Below are 15,602 nucleotides of genomic sequence, written 5' to 3'. Positions count from 1 at the left end.
AGAGCTCAGAGGACCACCGAATCACGGGGCAGGTCTCTGTAAATAGTGTTTCCAGACTCTACCTGACAGTTGACAGCAATCATTACTCCGGCTTTCACGAGCACTCTGCCTCCTATCCGGTTATCGTCCCCAATGATAGTGCCGAGTTTTGGAGCTTTGTGGATCCTGCAGTTAATGTTTATCTCAAGGTTTTCTTTTTCCTCTGCAGTAAAACCCGGACCAAGGGTATTGTTGCTTCCAATTATGCAATTGGAGATCTGCCCGTGGGAAGAAATCCGGCAGTCATTCATTATGATGCTGTTCTGGATTTCGGTAAAGGACCTTATGGACACATTGTCTCCTATAGTAGTGGAGGGCAGAATTACTACATTAGGTCCTATATCACAGTTTTCCCCGATTACTACCGGACCTACAATATAGGTTCCGGCACGGATTTTTGTGTTTTTTCCGATTTCAACCTTTCCGCGAATTATTACTCCTTCTTCAAGTTCTCCTTCTTGCTTCAGGTTTCTGGAGGAGTTTAATACAATTGAGTTTGCTTTCAGGAGATCCCAGGCATGGACCGCATCCAGCCACTTGGATTCGGTTGAGATTGAAGTGACTACTTTTCCTTCGTCAATCATAAGCTGGAGGGTATCGGTTATCGCATATTCTCCGTTTTCGGATATAGGAGTTTTTTCAATAGTTTCAAAGACCTGCGGCGTAAAAATATAAATTCCCGTGTTTACAAGATGGCTTAAATCTCCGGGTCTTTTTTCCAGAATCTGGGTAACTCTCTTCTTTTCTTTCAGTACCACTCCATAACCTGCTGTGTCCTTCATTCTCACGGTTAAAAGGCTCGCATCTCCTTCATAATTGTTAAGGATATCAGCTATGGTTTTTGGTTCTACCAGGTTGTCCCCGTTCAGGACAAGGAATTCGGAATCCTCGGGACGTATTAGTTTTTTTGCCTGTTCAATCGCATGTGCTGTCCCGAGCTGGGCTTTTTGCTCGACATATTTTATATTGACCCCGAAATTCAGCCCGTCTTCAAAATAGTTCATTATGCGTTCTTTTTCATACCCGACAATCAGTATGATCTCATTGATTCCGTTTTTCTCAAGAGAAGATATGACATGTTCCAGAATAGGCCTGTTGGCTACAGGAAGCATCACTTTGGAACGGGTAAGAGTAAGAGGCCTGCAGCGCAGTCCTTCTCCTGCTGCGAGGATAATAGCTTTCATAGAGTTAAAGAACCTTTTTTTAGAATTTATACATTGCCTTCAGAAGATATAAGATGAATATAAAAATTTGCTTATAAAAAAAGATGATTCTTCACATTGTATAAAATTTACGAGTGAATAGGTGGCCTATAAATAGAGACTAATATGTAAATAGAGAATAATATGTAAAAATAGAAAAATATGTAAAAATAGAAAAATATGTAAAAATAGAAAAATATGTAAAATGAGAAAAATATGTAAAAAGTAAAAATCCTGAATTTGAAACGTGAAGAGGTTCTTACTTTTTAAAGTTGGGGTGCAGGCTTATCTATAGAGGATAAAAAGCCCTGCCACATAAATCAGATATGCCCCGAGAATTACGCCTCCTTCCCATCTTTCCAGCTTTTTTCCAGTGATCCCGAAGATTATAAGGGCGAGAGATATCAGGAACATGAACGGGAAATCGTATCCTGCAAGCTGTTCCGAAACAGGGAGCACGCGAATCTGGGATGATGCCCCGAGGATCATGGCAATGTCCATTGTATTTGCTCCGAGGATGTTTCCTATGGAGAGGTCCTGGTGCCCTTTCTTGAGGGAGGTAATTGCAGTTGCAAGTTCGGGAAGGGATGTTCCTATTGCGACCGCCGTCAGGGCTATTATTACTTCAGGGATGCCCATCCATTCGGCTATTTTTATTCCTGAATCTACCAGGATCCTGCTTCCTATAACTACGGAAAGGGAGCCGAGAACGAAGAAAGCTATATCTTTCCGGATATCTTTGATTTTTAGTTTTTGTCTACCTGTTTCATTATCTTCAAACAACACGCGCTGGGTCTTTGAAGCATGGAAGAGGAAAGCAAAAAACACCAGCAGAAGTATAATCCCATCAAGCCGGTTCACACTTCCGTCGCGACTGATTATGATAAGGACAATTCCTGAAAGGAGCATAAGCCCGCTTTTAATGGGAAACGTATCATCCTTCATAGGGATTGCTTTTACAGCTATAATCGAACCCAGTACAAGCCCGGTGTTGCATATGACCGAACCCACTGCATTTCCTATTGTTACGTCTGTATGCCCGATATAAGCTGCCGTTGCAGAAACTGCAAACTCCGGAGCTGTGGTTGCAAAACTCACAATCGTAGCCCCTATAAGCATTTTTGGGATCCCGCTTTTGTTTGATATTGCAATCGCAGCTTCAATGAACCAGTCCGAACCTTTGCTTATCATAGCAAGGCTGAGCAGAAAAAGAAAGATCAAAAGCAAGTCCATGGCGTCCCTTAAAGAGTACAAAGAATATAACTCATACGCTCCTGTTTTTGCAGTTTTTAGGGTTTTTGTCTAATGGTCTTTTGATTATGCAGCCTTTTCAGAATTTTTGTATCCGGACCTCAAAGTAACAGGCTTTCAAATTGAAAAGATTCTGGGAATACTTTTCTGAAATTGATTTGCAGGTGTTGTGAAAAACTGTTCTTTCTTTGGGAACTGCCTTTCTCATTTAGATATAAATGAGAGTTATCGAGAAGAAAGTGTTCGGGGGTTAACAATCAGGAGTCAAATTTATATATCACAATTGTATGATTATGTATACAGTACCAAACATTTTGTGCTTTTTTGGCAATACAACCTTGACGTATCTTTCCTTTCAATTTCTCTCGGATGTTTACGAATCATTTTTAGCAAGTTAACTCATCATTACAGGGAATCTCATGCTTGATCCGATACTTCTACTTGGACTGGTAGTTGCCGTACTTATTATGTCCCTTGTCGCACAGGCCCTCAGCTGCTATTTCCGGATTCCTTTTATCGTTTTCCTTTTGATCGAAGGAATCATCGTAGGGCCTGAGGTCCTTAACCTGCTGGACCCTGCCCTCTATATCGAGGGGCTAAGTGCTATCGTGGCAATCTCGGTATCCGTGATTGTTTTTGACGGGGGGCTTCATATTGACCTGAAGCATATAAGGATGGTTCAGGAAAGTGTCCTTAAGCTGACAACAATAGGAGTCTTTGTTACCTTCCTGGGAGCCACGGTTCTGACCAGCCTCCTGATAGACATCCCTCTCGAACTCGCTGCCCTTTTCGGAGCCCTTGTCACGGCAACAGGGCCGACTGTGATAACTCCCATTGTAAGGAATATCCAGATTAGCCACAAGCTTGGCAAGATCCTGGAACTTGAGGGGGTCCTGAATGACGCTGCCAGTGTGATCCTTGCAGCCATGGTCTTCGAATGGGTCGCAGCAGAGCTTTCCGGGACTGATGCTGTGATCTTTATCCTTTACAGATTGGGGATAGGAATTGCACTGGGGTCTTTGAGCGGGTTTGCCCTCCGCTGGTTCTTCACTCGGGGAACGGTGATCAGCAATCGGACCGCAAGGCTGGTTTCCCTGACCGCCGTATTTGCCTGCTTCGTTCTTTCAGAATACCTGGGCAACGAGTCCGGGATTCTGGCGGTAGCCGTCTTCGGGATCATCCTCGGGACTTCTGAATTCCCTTACAAGGATACTATCAAGGAATTCAAGAGTGACATTGTGATTGTGATGCTTTCCCTGATTTTCATCCTGCTTGCGGCAATGCTTAAATTTGAAGATATCCAGAGAATAGGGGTAAGCGGGATAGTCCTTGTACTGCTTCTCATATTCCTCATCCGCCCTGTGGCGGTCTTCGTTTCGATGTGGAACTCGCAGATCGGTACGAATGAGAAACTTTTCATTTCCTTTGTTGGGCCCAGGGGCGTTGTGCCGACTTCGGTTGCGACCTATTTTGCAATCAAGCTCGATTCGATGGGCATTCCGGGAGGGCAGGCCCTTGTGGGGCTTGTCTTCCTTACAGTTATCATCACGGTCTTCATGAGTGGCAGCCTGTCAAAAAAAGTGGCAGAGATGCTGGAGGTAATCCCTATGGAAATTCTTATTATTGGTGGTGGAAAGGTAGGCAGGATTCTTGCCGAACGTTTTGACAAAAGAGGAGAAAATGTAGTTGTTGTGGATATTTCCGAGAGCAACTGCAAAAAATGCATGGAACTCGGGATCCGGGTTGTCCAGGGTGATGCAGGGGATGTAAACGTCCTGAAAAAGGCAGGGATAGGGAATGCCAAATATGTGGTTGCTACAACCAATCAGGATAACACGAACCTTCTCTTCTGCCAGATTGCTAAAGTTTCTTTCGGATTCAGGGGTGACCAGCTGGTGGCCAGGGTAAACGAGATCGAAAACCTTCAGGCTTTCTGGAATCTGGGCATCCGCGCCATGAGCCCGGCCACAACCACTGCAGTGGTGCTTGACAACATGATCGGAAGGCCTCATCTCTTCTCCATGTGCGAGGTAGGGGGCGAAGGGGACATGATGGAAGTCAAGGTCACGAACCCCGGGGTAGTCGGGAAAGCCATCAAGGATATCCAGTTCCCTGAAAAGAGTCTCCTGGTTATGGTTCAGCGGGGCAGTGATTCTATTATCGCGCACGGGAGCCTTGTGCTTGAATATGAAGATATCGTAACCGTTATTGGGGAAGGGGATGCAGCCAAGCGGACCGCAGGTATACTTCACAAATAATTTTAAGTACATTGTGGGGTATACTTTTCGATAATACACTTACTGGGAATACAAAAACAGAGAAAGTAATTTTGCATCATGGATTCAGGTTTAGAAAGGAAGATGAAGCTCTCCCTTGCTGTGATAAACATACACGGAAGGGATAGCCACTCTGATTCTCTTTTCCCGGGTTTTTCCCTGCGGGGAAGGGCGGACTGTATAATAACTGAATACTTTCACCCCGCTTCACTCAGCTTTATATTCTCTGCCGCGGTACTTTAAAGTGCCTCCCAAAATATGAAACTAACCATGAGGCTTGAGGTAGAATTAAGATGAAACAGACTGCAGAATCCATTAGAGACCGGTTTATGAAACTTGGCATCGATGTGCCTGTCGAGGACATCGAAAGCAGACTCGACGAGTTGATTACGAAGTTCAAAGTGCCTTCAAACGAGGCGCAACGCAGCGTAACAAACTATTTTTTGAAGAAATATTCCATTCCTAAAAATGAGTTTTATGTCAGGCAGGCTGAACCCCAGCTCACCAAAATTGCGGATGTTACGGAGAATGGGCAGTGGGCAAACCTTAAGGCAAAGGTTGTTCAGCTCTGGGAAAATACTCATGAATCCATATCTCAGGTTGGGCTCCTTGGAGATGAAACTGGAATCATAAAGTTTACCACCTGGAAAAATGCCGAACTTCCTCCCCTTGAGCAGGGAGAGAGCTACCTTCTCAGAAGTGTCGTTGTCGGAGAATACAACGAAAGGTTTCAGGTCCAGGTTAACAAAAACAGTTCCATAGAGAAGCTTTCCGAGCCTGTTGAAGTAGGAGGTGGCGATTTCATTCCTTCAGCAAGAGAGGCCGAACTCCGAAACATTGTTGATCTTGTGGGAAACCAGTGGGCTACCGTAAGAGGGAAAGTGGTCCAGCTCTGGGAAAACTCCCATGAGTCGATAGAACAGGCAGGGCTTATAGGAGATGAGACCGGTGTCATTAAATTCACTAACTGGGCAAGCTCCGAACTTCCTGATATGGAAGAAGGCAAAAGTTACATGCTGAAAAACGTGGTCATTAACGAGTGGAACGGCAAGGTCCAGATTCAGCTTAACAGGTCAAGTTCCATAGAATCACTCGATGAAGATATCGAAGTGGGGACTTCTGCTTTTACATATTTCGGGGCAATGATTGACATTCAGACAGGCTCCGGACTTATAAAGCGGTGCCCTGAGTGCAAACGGGCCCTGGTTAAAGGCGCCTGTGCAGAGCACGGGAAGGTCAAAGGGGAATATGACCTCCGGATAAAGGCAGTCCTTGACTCGGGGACTTCCACCCAGGATGCCCTGATTAACCGGGAGCTTACTGAAGAGATTGCCGGGATATCTCTTGACAGCGCCATTGCAATGGCTGCAGATGCCCTTGATCCCGGAGTAGTACTGGATAAATTAAAACACGAGCTTGTCGGCAGGTATTATACTATTAGCGGACACAAGCTTGACCGCTATATCCTTGTGGATTCCTTTACTCCAACGAGTTCCCTGGACAGGGAACTCCTTGATGAATTGCTTTCTGAACTGGAGGTGGCTTAAATGGCAGGCTTCTTTAGAGAAGTATCGCGCAGGGTTTTTTCCCAGGAACTGAAAGACTCAAACCTCACATCCAGGGACGAAAGTGACCAGTATGCCCCTCAGTATCTCCTTACTCCAACAGGGGCGAAGGTGAACCGTATCTTCATTGTGGGGACTCTTATCGAAAAGGAGGATATTGGTACTGACTCCGAATACTGGAGAGGCAGGGTTTCCGACCCGACAGGTTCCTTCCTTGTCTATGCAGGACAGTACCAGCCCGAAGCCGCTCAGTTCCTTGCTGAGTGCGAACTGCCTGCTTTCGTAGCGGTCATCGGCAAAACCAGCACCTATACCACCGATGATGGAAACGTCCTGACCTCTATCCGTCCGGAATCTATCCAGCAGGTAGATGAGCTGACAAGAAATCTGTGGGTACTTGATACTGCAAAGCAGACTCTTGAGAGGATAAGGGCAGTTGAGGCACAGGAAGACCCGAACTCAAAGCTTGCAAAGGAGCACTATTCCACTGATACTGAGATTTATCGTGAAATGGTTAAAAAAGCCCTTGAGTCCCTTAAAGACAATGCCTGAGAATTGCAAAAAGTAGCCTTAATTGGTAGTCGTCAAAAGTGACGGGTATCCTACCTTAGGGATCGTGAAATTCAGGGACATTTTACTCTGAATTCACACTTTTAAATTAGGAAGCTCTTTGCTTCTTTATTTTTTCTAAATCCTTTTTTCTCTTGCTTTTGTTTTGTTTTTTCCTGTTTCTTTTCAGATAGTTCACTTCTAAATTTTAATGCGCTGAATAAGTTTTTCCTTTTTTCATGGTATTAGGGCATAAGAGGCAAAATATAGATAAATAAACGAAACATGATATAAAATGAGCAATGAGTAATTGAATAAGAGTCAACGCTAAAATAAGTTAATGAATTGGCATATGGGATGATCCTGTGAAAACCTATCTTGTGGTCTGGTTTAGTAGTGAAGGAGTTCGCCCGTCTGAGGTCAATCAGAGACTGTTGTCCCTGGGTTTTGAACCCATGCAGGGCAGCTACGATTTTGTATATAACTGGAACAGCAATGTTGGTGTCGAGAAGATTCTCGAGTTTGGAGATAAAGTCTACCTGAGCCTTCAGGGAACAGGTGTAATGTTCAAACTGGAGACCATGTGAACTGATAGGAGTTCGCCAAATATATAGTTCCAGAGACCTCGCCTAGCGAGGCATGTGCCTGAGTTCTTACAATAAAAATCCTTAGCAGGTTCCTGCGTATTACTTTTTCAGGATTTGCTGGTCGGCTTCAGGCGCTCAGGCTTCTTTTTATTTATTATTTATGATTCTCTTCCTTTTTTTGTTTTTTCAGTTCATCCCGGAACTTGATATATTCACAGCTCTCTCCTTCAAGGGTAAGTATCCTGCCGTTAATACTTCCTTTTTCAATTATTAGTTCCACAACACCTGGATTTGACATCCGGGGTTTTGTCGGAGAACCCGGGCAGACCAGCATAACATCTTTCTTTTCAATCAAAGGGCGGTGAAGGTGCCCGAAAATCAGGACATCTACTCCCATTTCTTTTGCGAGGTAACCCTGGGCAGTTGTATCCATTACTGAAAGCCCTCCTTCATGTATTACCCCTACTTTGATCCCTTCAACCTCAAATTTCAGCCTTTCGGGAAGGAGCTTCCGGAGTTCTAAGGTGTCATCATTTCCATAAACGGCTTTCAGCTTGCCGCTAGCACTGAATGCCTTATAAGCTTCTACAGTACTGAAATCCCCTGCATGGACAATCAGGTCACAGTCTTTGAGAATGCTTTGAAGTTGCGGGGGGATTTCTCCTTTCTTAAGGTGGGTGTCGGAAAGTGCGATCAGCTTCATGGAATACCTCCGGATTATCAGATGATTATCTAATATTAATATACTAAGATATTAAGATAAAAATGTGCAGCGTAATTAAAGATGGTTATTACAGTTAAACCTGAAAAATTATAGTTAAACCTGACAAACACAAAAAAACCGATACTGTTTTCGGAAAAAATAACAGGTTCGAATTCCCAACTCGTGAGTCAGGAATACCTCGAACCGGAAGCTAAAACTCAGGAAAGTTATTCGACTGTCAGGTCAACAAGTTCGTACTCAAGGTTCTCGGTTTCTAACCTGTTAAGGAGTGCAGAGACCTGTTCATCTACTGAAACTACCAGGGATGAAAGTCCGTGGTATGCAGCCTCGATAACGGATTCGTTTGTCCCGAACATGACATTGGGGCTTATGCCGATCTTGCGAAGAGCAATTAACGATTCTACGCCTATTGCTGCGATATAGGGTTTTGAGTTTGCCAGCGTCTTCAGGCGCTCGAGATTCACTTTTCTTGACCCTCCGCGCTCGACCCTGGGAACCTTGCAGATCGTGATGGTTGCGTTTTCCAGATCTATAAGGCCTTTGAGGCTGGTTACTCCCACATCGTCCCCCTGGGAGGCATCGGATATGACAGTGCCTGATGCGCCTGTCTTTTCCGTGCTGCTTACATAGAGAAGTCCGTGGTCCATTTTCAGGTAAACCTGCTGGCCTTCCTTGACTTCCTCTTTTGTGATGGCTGTCCAGGTTGAGACATGGCTGATTATGTCCTCCATGACAAAGCGGGCGTACCGCTTCATTTCGGCGGCATTTTCAAGGACCCACTCTACGCCTTCTTTTGTTATCCTGTACCGGACACGGCCCTCGGTTACAATAAGCCCGTCATTTACAAGCTCTTTGATGTATTCGGAAACAGCCTGGGGGGTTATTCCTATCTTTGCGGCAATCTCCTTTTGCCTGACATTGGGCTGATGGGCGGCAATCTCGATAAGGACCTGAAATTTGGTGACTCCGCTCTTGGTCTGGAGGATTTTAATCATCAATCGTAATTCTCCTCGACATCTTCAATTATTTTTAACCTCTGCCCCATTACTGATAGCCTTTCGGACCGGCGGGCAACGGCACAAATATAAAATGGGTTTTTGTTAAGAGTCCGTGTAAGGTTGCTCATTGAGGTGTTGCCCTCTTCTACCAGTCTTTCCAGTTCATCCATGGCATCCTTCACCTCTTCATACGGCTTGAATGTCAGCATAATGATGTCACTGAGATCTTCAAAGGAGCACTGAAAGTTCACCTGAACCTTTGAATAAGAACTGTGGTATTCTTTTGAGGGTTTTTGTCCCGCTTCAGGGACTCTCCACTGGCTTTCAAGGAGCCCGGCTTTTTTCAGAATATGAAGGTTTTTTGATGAATCCGAACCTATGAACTCATCGATTTCTGCTCTGGTCATCCATTTATTAGAAAGTGCATCGAATATTTTTTTATGGGTTCTGGATCCAAAAGTCCTGAGTAATGGTACTAAATAGGAAGGATCGTTAATTATTCGAGTTCGTTTACCCATTTATGTCCTCTCCTTCTCGCCTTATGTTATCGGCTTTCAATATAATAAAGATTTGTGATGTGATTATTCGTTATAAGCGATATCAAGCCCTTCGGGCTTATCCCAGTTGAAAACAGGAGCAGCACGCTTCATATCACGTGATTTTTCATGCAGGGCATGGATAACAATTGGAAGGGCAATGGTAGCATCCACAAAAACCTGTACTTTTTTTGCCTGAGGTGCGATCTTTCCCCATGAAACTGCTTCGTCAAAAGTGCATCCTGAGAGTCCTCCCCAGTGTGGAGAATCGGAAGTATACTGGATTGCATAGTCATGCCCGCCAATATCCATTCCAAGAATCGAAGCTATTACCTCGGTCTGCTGGATGAAGTTCTTCGGGACTCCGCCTCCTACATAAACAACGCCTGTCCTTTCTGATTTTTCCACAATCTGTGTGATCTCGTCAACGTCTTTTATCTGGTCAATTTCAAGTTTCAGCCCTCTTCTCCTTGCAATGGTAAGCCCTATCCCTATGGAACTGTCCGACAGTGCAGGTACAAAAATCGGGACATTGTGCCTGTACGCGCTTACAACTATTGAGTCTTCAGCAGCTCCTCTCTTTACAAGCTCCTTTCCAAGAAGGTACATGAACTCCCTTGAGGAACAGGAAATCTCTCCAATCTCCTCTGCAAAATCTGCAATCAGGTTATCTGCGGTCCTGAACTCTTCTTCCACTGCAAAGACATCATAAATCCTGTCCACACCGTGCTCAAAAAGTTTTTCATCATTAGCAAGATGTGAGCCCACATAGTGCTTCCTGCCGAGGGCTTCGTGACAGTCATGGAACAGGTTTGCCCCTGTGCTTACAAGGCAATCGATCATTCTTTCCTGGATCATATAGGAAAGAACTCTGCGCATGCCGGCAGGGACCATGGCCCCGGATAAGCCCATAAGCACTGTTGTGTTCTTCTCTTTGAGCATGTTATGCCAGGCCTGGACTGACTCTGCCAGCTTCCTGCCCTGAAAGCCGGTTTTGAGCATTCCGTCTATCAATTCACTTACAGACCTGTCTTTCACATCAATTGGAACTGTTGGGTTATTTGTAAATATATTGTGATGCATGCCATTCTCCATAATAAGCAGATCATGATATGTTTGCCTGTGATCCTAATATCCTGTCTGGAGGTACCCGACAATAGATGGTAAGAGACGCAAATAACGTTTAGGATTATATATTTTTTATTAAATATTAATATATGCAGACTATCTCGCCTGAGGATTCCTTACAGAGACAGGCTTCTCCGAAGGAAGACTGATTTGCTGTGTATAAGAGTTATGAGTTAAGAGGGAAAGATGTGTAATAGATCGTTTATAAGATAGTTTCTAATAATGACTGGATTCAATGATGATTAGATGCTTGATAGTTGCAGTTTGGTGAGTGTGTATAGGATAGTATCGGTAAACAGGTGATGTTGCAAATAGATTATGTAAATAGATAATATCGTAAATGAGTCTGTCTGTAAATAATACTATTACGTATATATCGTAAATGAGTCTGTCTATAAATAATACTATTATGTATATGAAGCAATAGTATTAACTGGAGTTCCTGTGTGAAACTCCTCTTTTAAATAATAAAAACTGCTGCGGATATTACAGTCATCCAGTCCCCTCTTTCGTGTACGGACGATGATCTGGGGGTGCTGAAAGTTTTGAGGGGTGCCTCATTTGTCCAGGTGCTGTACATGCTTCCGGCAAGTTTTATGGCATGTTCCCCTACATCATGTGCGTTTTCTCCGTAAGCATGATACTCGGAAATATAGCCGTGCTTGCTTATATCCCTGGGAAGTGCGCATCCGACGGAAGTACTTAACGTTCTTCTTGGTTCATTGGAAGAGATTCTGGACATCACACAGAAAACTACCTCTCCAGGGCTCAGTTCTTCCAGACCTTCTTCCTTTGTCACAATTTCACATTTTGGAGGCAGAATAGAACTTACAGTTACAAGGTTAAATTTTTCAATGCCCGCATCCCGGAGTGAAACCTCAAATGATTCAAGTTGTTCGGGGTGTGTACCAACTCCACTTGTGAAGAATACTTTTCTTGGAATTAACTTTGTGATCATCTTTGCATCCTTGAGAAGTCATCAATTTGAACTTAATTGAGATGGCAATTATCATTTTTAAGCGTTGCCCTTCAATTTTGCTGGAAAAAGTTCAATTCCTGTTTCTTCAGGCATTATTGGACTGTAGAAGTTTATATCTATACTTTTATATTTAAATGGATTTTGTCAGGAGATTTTTACATGCATTTTTTCAATATGAAGTTCTTTTACTTTTATTCAATAGGCTCTATAAATTAATTTACTCAAAATTAATCGGTTACTTCTAAGATTCTTTTACTTATCCATTCTCTTATTGAGATTATCTCGCTTTTACGTTCTTTTACTGAAATTCTTCTATTTTCCAGCCCTTTTGCAAAATCTCTCATAAGCTTTATATCATGCAGGATAATTACATCGTGTGTTACTCCTTGCAATTTTCCTGTCCACAGCCTTTTAATGATAGGAAAAATTCAGTTTTTCCGGAAACTTTCGGAAATGCGGACCTGATTATACGCGTTATTGTAGCAGGAGATTGTGTTTTTCTGGCCTCGGGCCTGAAAACCGAACTACCATTAATTAACCCGGATGTCGATATAAAGGCAGAGAAAATGGCAGAGAAACTCAACCTTAAAGTTATGGAATTGCTTGACGGCAGGCAGCTCTCAATCAGCGGACTCTCACGGGAACTGAAAGTCGGAGGGATAGAAGAACACCGGCTGGTTCTGACCGGCTACCTCAGGGCACTCCGGGATCTTGAACTTCTGGAGGAAATCGAAGTTCCCCCTTCCAAAATTTATTCTTTGCCTGAAAAAGGCAAGGAGCCTCTGCCAGAAAAGGGCAGGGAACTCAGTCCGGCAGATTCCTCTGATTCTGAAGACATTTACCTCATTTTCAGGGCACAGCTCCTTAAAATCGATCTGGATTTCCGGATTCCTGTTGGCGTTTATGTAATTTCCAGACTGTTTGAAAGGCCCTGTTTCCGCAGGGAGTTAAAACTTGTAGGAATCACCCAGAAACACCTTGACCGGTACATGGAAAAACCCGGACTGGTTTGCGAAGTCCCTGACTCATACCTGAAAAAAGCCCGGGCAGACATTACAAAAATTGAGGTCCCTCCGGATGACCCTGCATATGAAATCCGGGAAAACAGGGAAGAAGTAACCAGGTTTGCAAACGAAGTGCTTGCAGGGATGATTAAACACAGAATGGACCTCGAAGGGCTGGTAGCAAAAAGCAAGCAAACTACCCTGGTCCCCTGAAACCCTTTTATTCCCTATCCTGAAATCCTTTTATTCCCTATCCCGAAATCCTTTTATTCCCTGCCCTGAAGCCTTTACGCAAATCCGAATTACAATCAGGGCTCAAATAGCAGATATGTTGGTCCTAATATGAAAGTTGCCTGTATCCAGATGGATGTGCTTCACTGCAGGAAGCAGGAAAACCTTGAAAAAGCCCTTTACATGGCTCTCAAAGCCGTTGAGAAAGGAGCCGAGTTAATTGTTTTTCCGGAGGTCTTTTCCACAGGGTTTTGCTATGATAACTTCAGCCATGCAGCCGAAAGTCTCCCATCTCCCACTCTTGAGAACCTGGCATGTTTTTCCGAAGCAAATGACTGCATTATCCTGGGTTCAATTATTCAGAAGGATAGTGGAGAATGTGGTATAGAAAGTGATGGAGAAGATGGTGGAGAAACTGGTGGAGAAAAAGTTTTTCCAGAAGGAGAAAATTATTTTCCAGAGGGGGAAAATTATTTTCCAGAGGGAAAAATTGATTTTTCCGGAAAAGTAAAGGAAATGCCGGAAAGTAAAAAATCTGCTCTTTACTATAACCTTGGTTTCTGTTTCGAGTCCGGAAACCTTGCAGGCACCTACCGGAAGACTCACCCCTTCAAAGACGAAAACAGTTATTTTTCAAAAGGCAATTCAATAGAGCCCATTTCCCTTAAAAAACAAAGTCTGAAAATCGGGTTTGAAATCTGCTACGAGCTCCGCTTTCCCGAGGTTGCAAGAAAACTTTCCCTTGCCGGCTCTGACCTGCTTGTGACTACAGCCGCTTTTCCTAACCCCCGGGCTGAGCACTGGAAAACCCTTGCAAAGGCACGCGCAATCGAAAATCAGATTCCTCATATCGCCTGTAACAGAACCGGCTCTGCTCCTGACTGCACTTACTTCGGAAACTCGATGATTATTGATGCCTGGGGTGAGGTAAAAGCCGATGCCGGCAGCAAAGAATGTGTGATCGTGTATGACCTTGATCTTGCAGGAAAAGATGAGATTCGAAAGGCTATTCCTGTTTTTGAAGACCGGAGAACTGAGCTTTATTGATAGGTTGAAGCAGAGCTGCTCTTGAAAAATGAGAGATACCCGGATGATATTCCGGGTACGGCCTGGAAATATTTAGATATATTCTGAGATAACCTGCCTGCATTAAAGTAAATAAATAGGGTTTCTCGGATTTTAGAGTCTATCGGATTTTAGAGTCTATCAGATTTTAGAGTCTATCGGATTTTAGAGTCTATCGGATTTCAGCCCTGATATGTCTGTAAAACCAGGAAACCCTTATACAGCTTACTTTATGCGAATGGATGCTTTGCTGAATCCTTTTTGTCCAGCGCCTCTTTTACTGTCGGACTGCTCTCCATTGCACGGGATATTGCAAGCTTTGTAGCTTCATAGTTATATTCGTAGACTTTATCTTTGTCTTTTGCATCCCATTCGATAAAGACCGAAACAATTATGAAAATGTCATCTGCCTGCTCTTCAGGCAGTACTCCGGCAGCTACCGAGTCCATAACCGCTTTTGCAACCGCAGCCTGGGCCGGCCCGAACATCAGGGCAGCCTGTGCCACATTCTTGATCGTTACCTTGTTTACGAGCAGGGTTACAGGTTTTGGCTGGAGATTCGGTTCAAGGACAGCAAGAAGCGGGGTATGGCCCTGCCTGGGCATCGCAAGGGAATTCATAAATGCTGCCTCTACCGGTCCTCCTCTTGGTCCGATGATAAGGTCGATGTGTGCAATTTCCGGGCCTGAGCCAACGAGGGCTTCTCCTATCATGCTTTTTAAAACAGTTTTTACCAATTTCAACACCTCAAGTCTATTTCTACAAAGGAAAAATCGTACCTAATCCCTTTCCTGAAAGAGAAATTTACTGATATTTTGATGATGTTATGATAATGGGGCAGGAGAGGGTAAGGCTGTTTCCATATATAGAGAATAAATTAACCTTTAATACTTTCAAACATAAATAAATAATTTGTTAGTTCCCTGCCTTGCTGATAGATAAATTTTCCCCGAGAAACTTTTGCCCAGAAACTTTACCCCTGTATCAGAATGGTTTTTACGAAAAACGAAGGCAGAATGCCTGTTACTTTAAAGGATTAGGGGATTATCCAGCTGAGAAATTAAAGAAAAAACAACATTTCTCTTTCCAGGTTCCTCAGCATTATAAAATTAACTTAACTACGTCTGAGATATTTCTACCTATTATTGGCTGGATTAAAATCAATATACATAGACCACTTTTTGAACCTGAATTCTTTGAAACTAATATCAAAACAACTACCATTAATAACGAACTCATAGTTGAGAAGGATCTTAATTCAGAATTCTTAAGAACTGCTACCGTTTCCAGAACATCAGCCGGAAGATACCACATTAGCATCTTAACCGGGGATCTGAATAAATATCCGGTAACTCAACAATATTCCGAATCAACTCTGGTAGGCGTTGATGTTGGTATCAAGACATTTGCAGCCATATCTACAGGGGAGAAAATTGAGAACCCCAAGTTTCTTAAAAAGTCTATAAAG

The 15,602-nt window shown here is 43.5% G+C and carries 14 protein-coding genes and 1 pseudogene; 7 read left to right on the top strand and 8 right to left on the bottom strand.

Annotated features, from left to right (window positions below; all coding sequences use genetic code 11):
- Positions 1-5: 5 nt before the first annotated feature.
- Both glmU and EO95_RS02060 read right to left on the bottom strand, forming a co-directional pair.
- A complete protein-coding gene (glmU, locus tag EO95_RS02065) occupies positions 6-1,223 on the bottom strand; it encodes a bifunctional sugar-1-phosphate nucleotidylyltransferase/acetyltransferase (protein ID WP_048131668.1) in 1,218 nt (405 codons plus the stop codon).
- Between the two features lie 303 nt (positions 1,224-1,526).
- The gene (locus EO95_RS02060; RefSeq protein ID WP_327037134.1) at positions 1,527-2,495 is read right to left on the bottom strand and encodes a calcium/sodium antiporter; all 969 of its coding nucleotides are present in this window, start codon (positions 2,493-2,495) and stop codon (positions 1,527-1,529) included.
- 416 nt (positions 2,496-2,911) lie between these two features.
- Here EO95_RS02060 and EO95_RS02055 point away from each other — a divergent pair, with 416 nt between their 5' ends.
- The 4 genes from EO95_RS02055 (at position 2,912) to EO95_RS02035 (ending at position 7,469) form a co-directional block, all read left to right on the top strand.
- A complete protein-coding gene (locus EO95_RS02055) occupies positions 2,912-4,750 on the top strand; it encodes a cation:proton antiporter (protein ID WP_048131665.1) in 1,839 nt (612 codons plus the stop codon).
- A gap of 311 nt (positions 4,751-5,061) precedes the next feature.
- On the top strand, positions 5,062-6,315 hold the full coding sequence (locus EO95_RS02045) for a replication protein A (RefSeq protein WP_048131662.1): 1,254 nt from the start codon (positions 5,062-5,064) through the stop codon (positions 6,313-6,315).
- Positions 6,316-6,885 carry an RPA family protein gene (locus EO95_RS02040; protein WP_048131659.1) on the top strand — a complete coding sequence of 190 codons (570 nt, stop codon included), beginning with the start codon at positions 6,316-6,318 and terminating at the stop codon, positions 6,883-6,885. It abuts the gene before it with no gap.
- Between the two features lie 362 nt (positions 6,886-7,247).
- Positions 7,248-7,469, top strand: a complete 222-nt coding sequence (locus tag EO95_RS02035; protein WP_011032245.1) for a hypothetical protein — start codon at positions 7,248-7,250, stop codon at positions 7,467-7,469.
- 154 nt (positions 7,470-7,623) lie between these two features.
- Here the strand turns inward: EO95_RS02035 and EO95_RS02030 are convergent, their stop codons facing one another.
- From EO95_RS02030 to EO95_RS02010, 5 genes are all read right to left on the bottom strand, one after another.
- Entirely contained in the window at positions 7,624-8,172 is a 549-nt protein-coding gene (locus EO95_RS02030; RefSeq protein WP_048131656.1) for a metallophosphoesterase, read from the bottom strand.
- A gap of 227 nt (positions 8,173-8,399) precedes the next feature.
- Positions 8,400-9,188: a MarR family transcriptional regulator gene (locus EO95_RS02025; protein ID WP_200894980.1), complete on the bottom strand. Its 789-nt coding sequence runs from the start codon at positions 9,186-9,188 to the stop codon at positions 8,400-8,402.
- Complete coding sequence (locus tag EO95_RS02020; protein ID WP_048131650.1) at positions 9,188-9,709, bottom strand: ArsR family transcriptional regulator; 522 nt, start codon at positions 9,707-9,709, stop codon at positions 9,188-9,190. Before EO95_RS02020 ends, EO95_RS02025 begins: the two co-directional genes overlap by 1 nt.
- A 63-nt stretch (positions 9,710-9,772) precedes the next feature.
- The gene (locus EO95_RS02015; RefSeq protein ID WP_048131649.1) at positions 9,773-10,810 is read right to left on the bottom strand and encodes a deoxyhypusine synthase; all 1,038 of its coding nucleotides are present in this window, start codon (positions 10,808-10,810) and stop codon (positions 9,773-9,775) included.
- A gap of 505 nt (positions 10,811-11,315) precedes the next feature.
- Entirely contained in the window at positions 11,316-11,813 is a 498-nt protein-coding gene (locus EO95_RS02010; RefSeq protein ID WP_048131645.1) for a pyruvoyl-dependent arginine decarboxylase, read from the bottom strand.
- A gap of 377 nt (positions 11,814-12,190) precedes the next feature.
- Between EO95_RS02010 and EO95_RS02005 the strand changes: the two genes are divergently transcribed.
- Both EO95_RS02005 and EO95_RS02000 read left to right on the top strand, forming a co-directional pair.
- Positions 12,191-13,051 carry a hypothetical protein gene (locus EO95_RS02005; protein WP_235282821.1) on the top strand — a complete coding sequence of 287 codons (861 nt, stop codon included), beginning with the start codon at positions 12,191-12,193 and terminating at the stop codon, positions 13,049-13,051.
- A gap of 129 nt (positions 13,052-13,180) precedes the next feature.
- The gene (locus tag EO95_RS02000) at positions 13,181-14,116 is read left to right on the top strand and encodes a nitrilase-related carbon-nitrogen hydrolase (RefSeq protein WP_048131644.1); all 936 of its coding nucleotides are present in this window, start codon (positions 13,181-13,183) and stop codon (positions 14,114-14,116) included.
- 248 nt (positions 14,117-14,364) lie between these two features.
- On the opposite strand, the gene fae is transcribed toward EO95_RS02000, so the two are convergent.
- Positions 14,365-14,847: a formaldehyde-activating enzyme gene (fae, locus tag EO95_RS01995; protein ID WP_048131735.1), complete on the bottom strand. Its 483-nt coding sequence runs from the start codon at positions 14,845-14,847 to the stop codon at positions 14,365-14,367.
- A 215-nt stretch (positions 14,848-15,062) separates the two neighbouring features.
- Between fae and EO95_RS01990 the strand changes: the two are divergent.
- Positions 15,063-15,602, top strand: a pseudogene (locus EO95_RS01990) (hypothetical protein); the annotation flags it as partial.

Source organism: Methanosarcina sp. 1.H.T.1A.1 (assembly GCF_000979295.1).
Lineage (GTDB): Archaea > Halobacteriota > Methanosarcinia > Methanosarcinales > Methanosarcinaceae > Methanosarcina.
The sequence above is the reverse complement of the archived record's forward strand: the minus strand, read 5'-3'. Positions and strand labels throughout refer to the sequence as shown.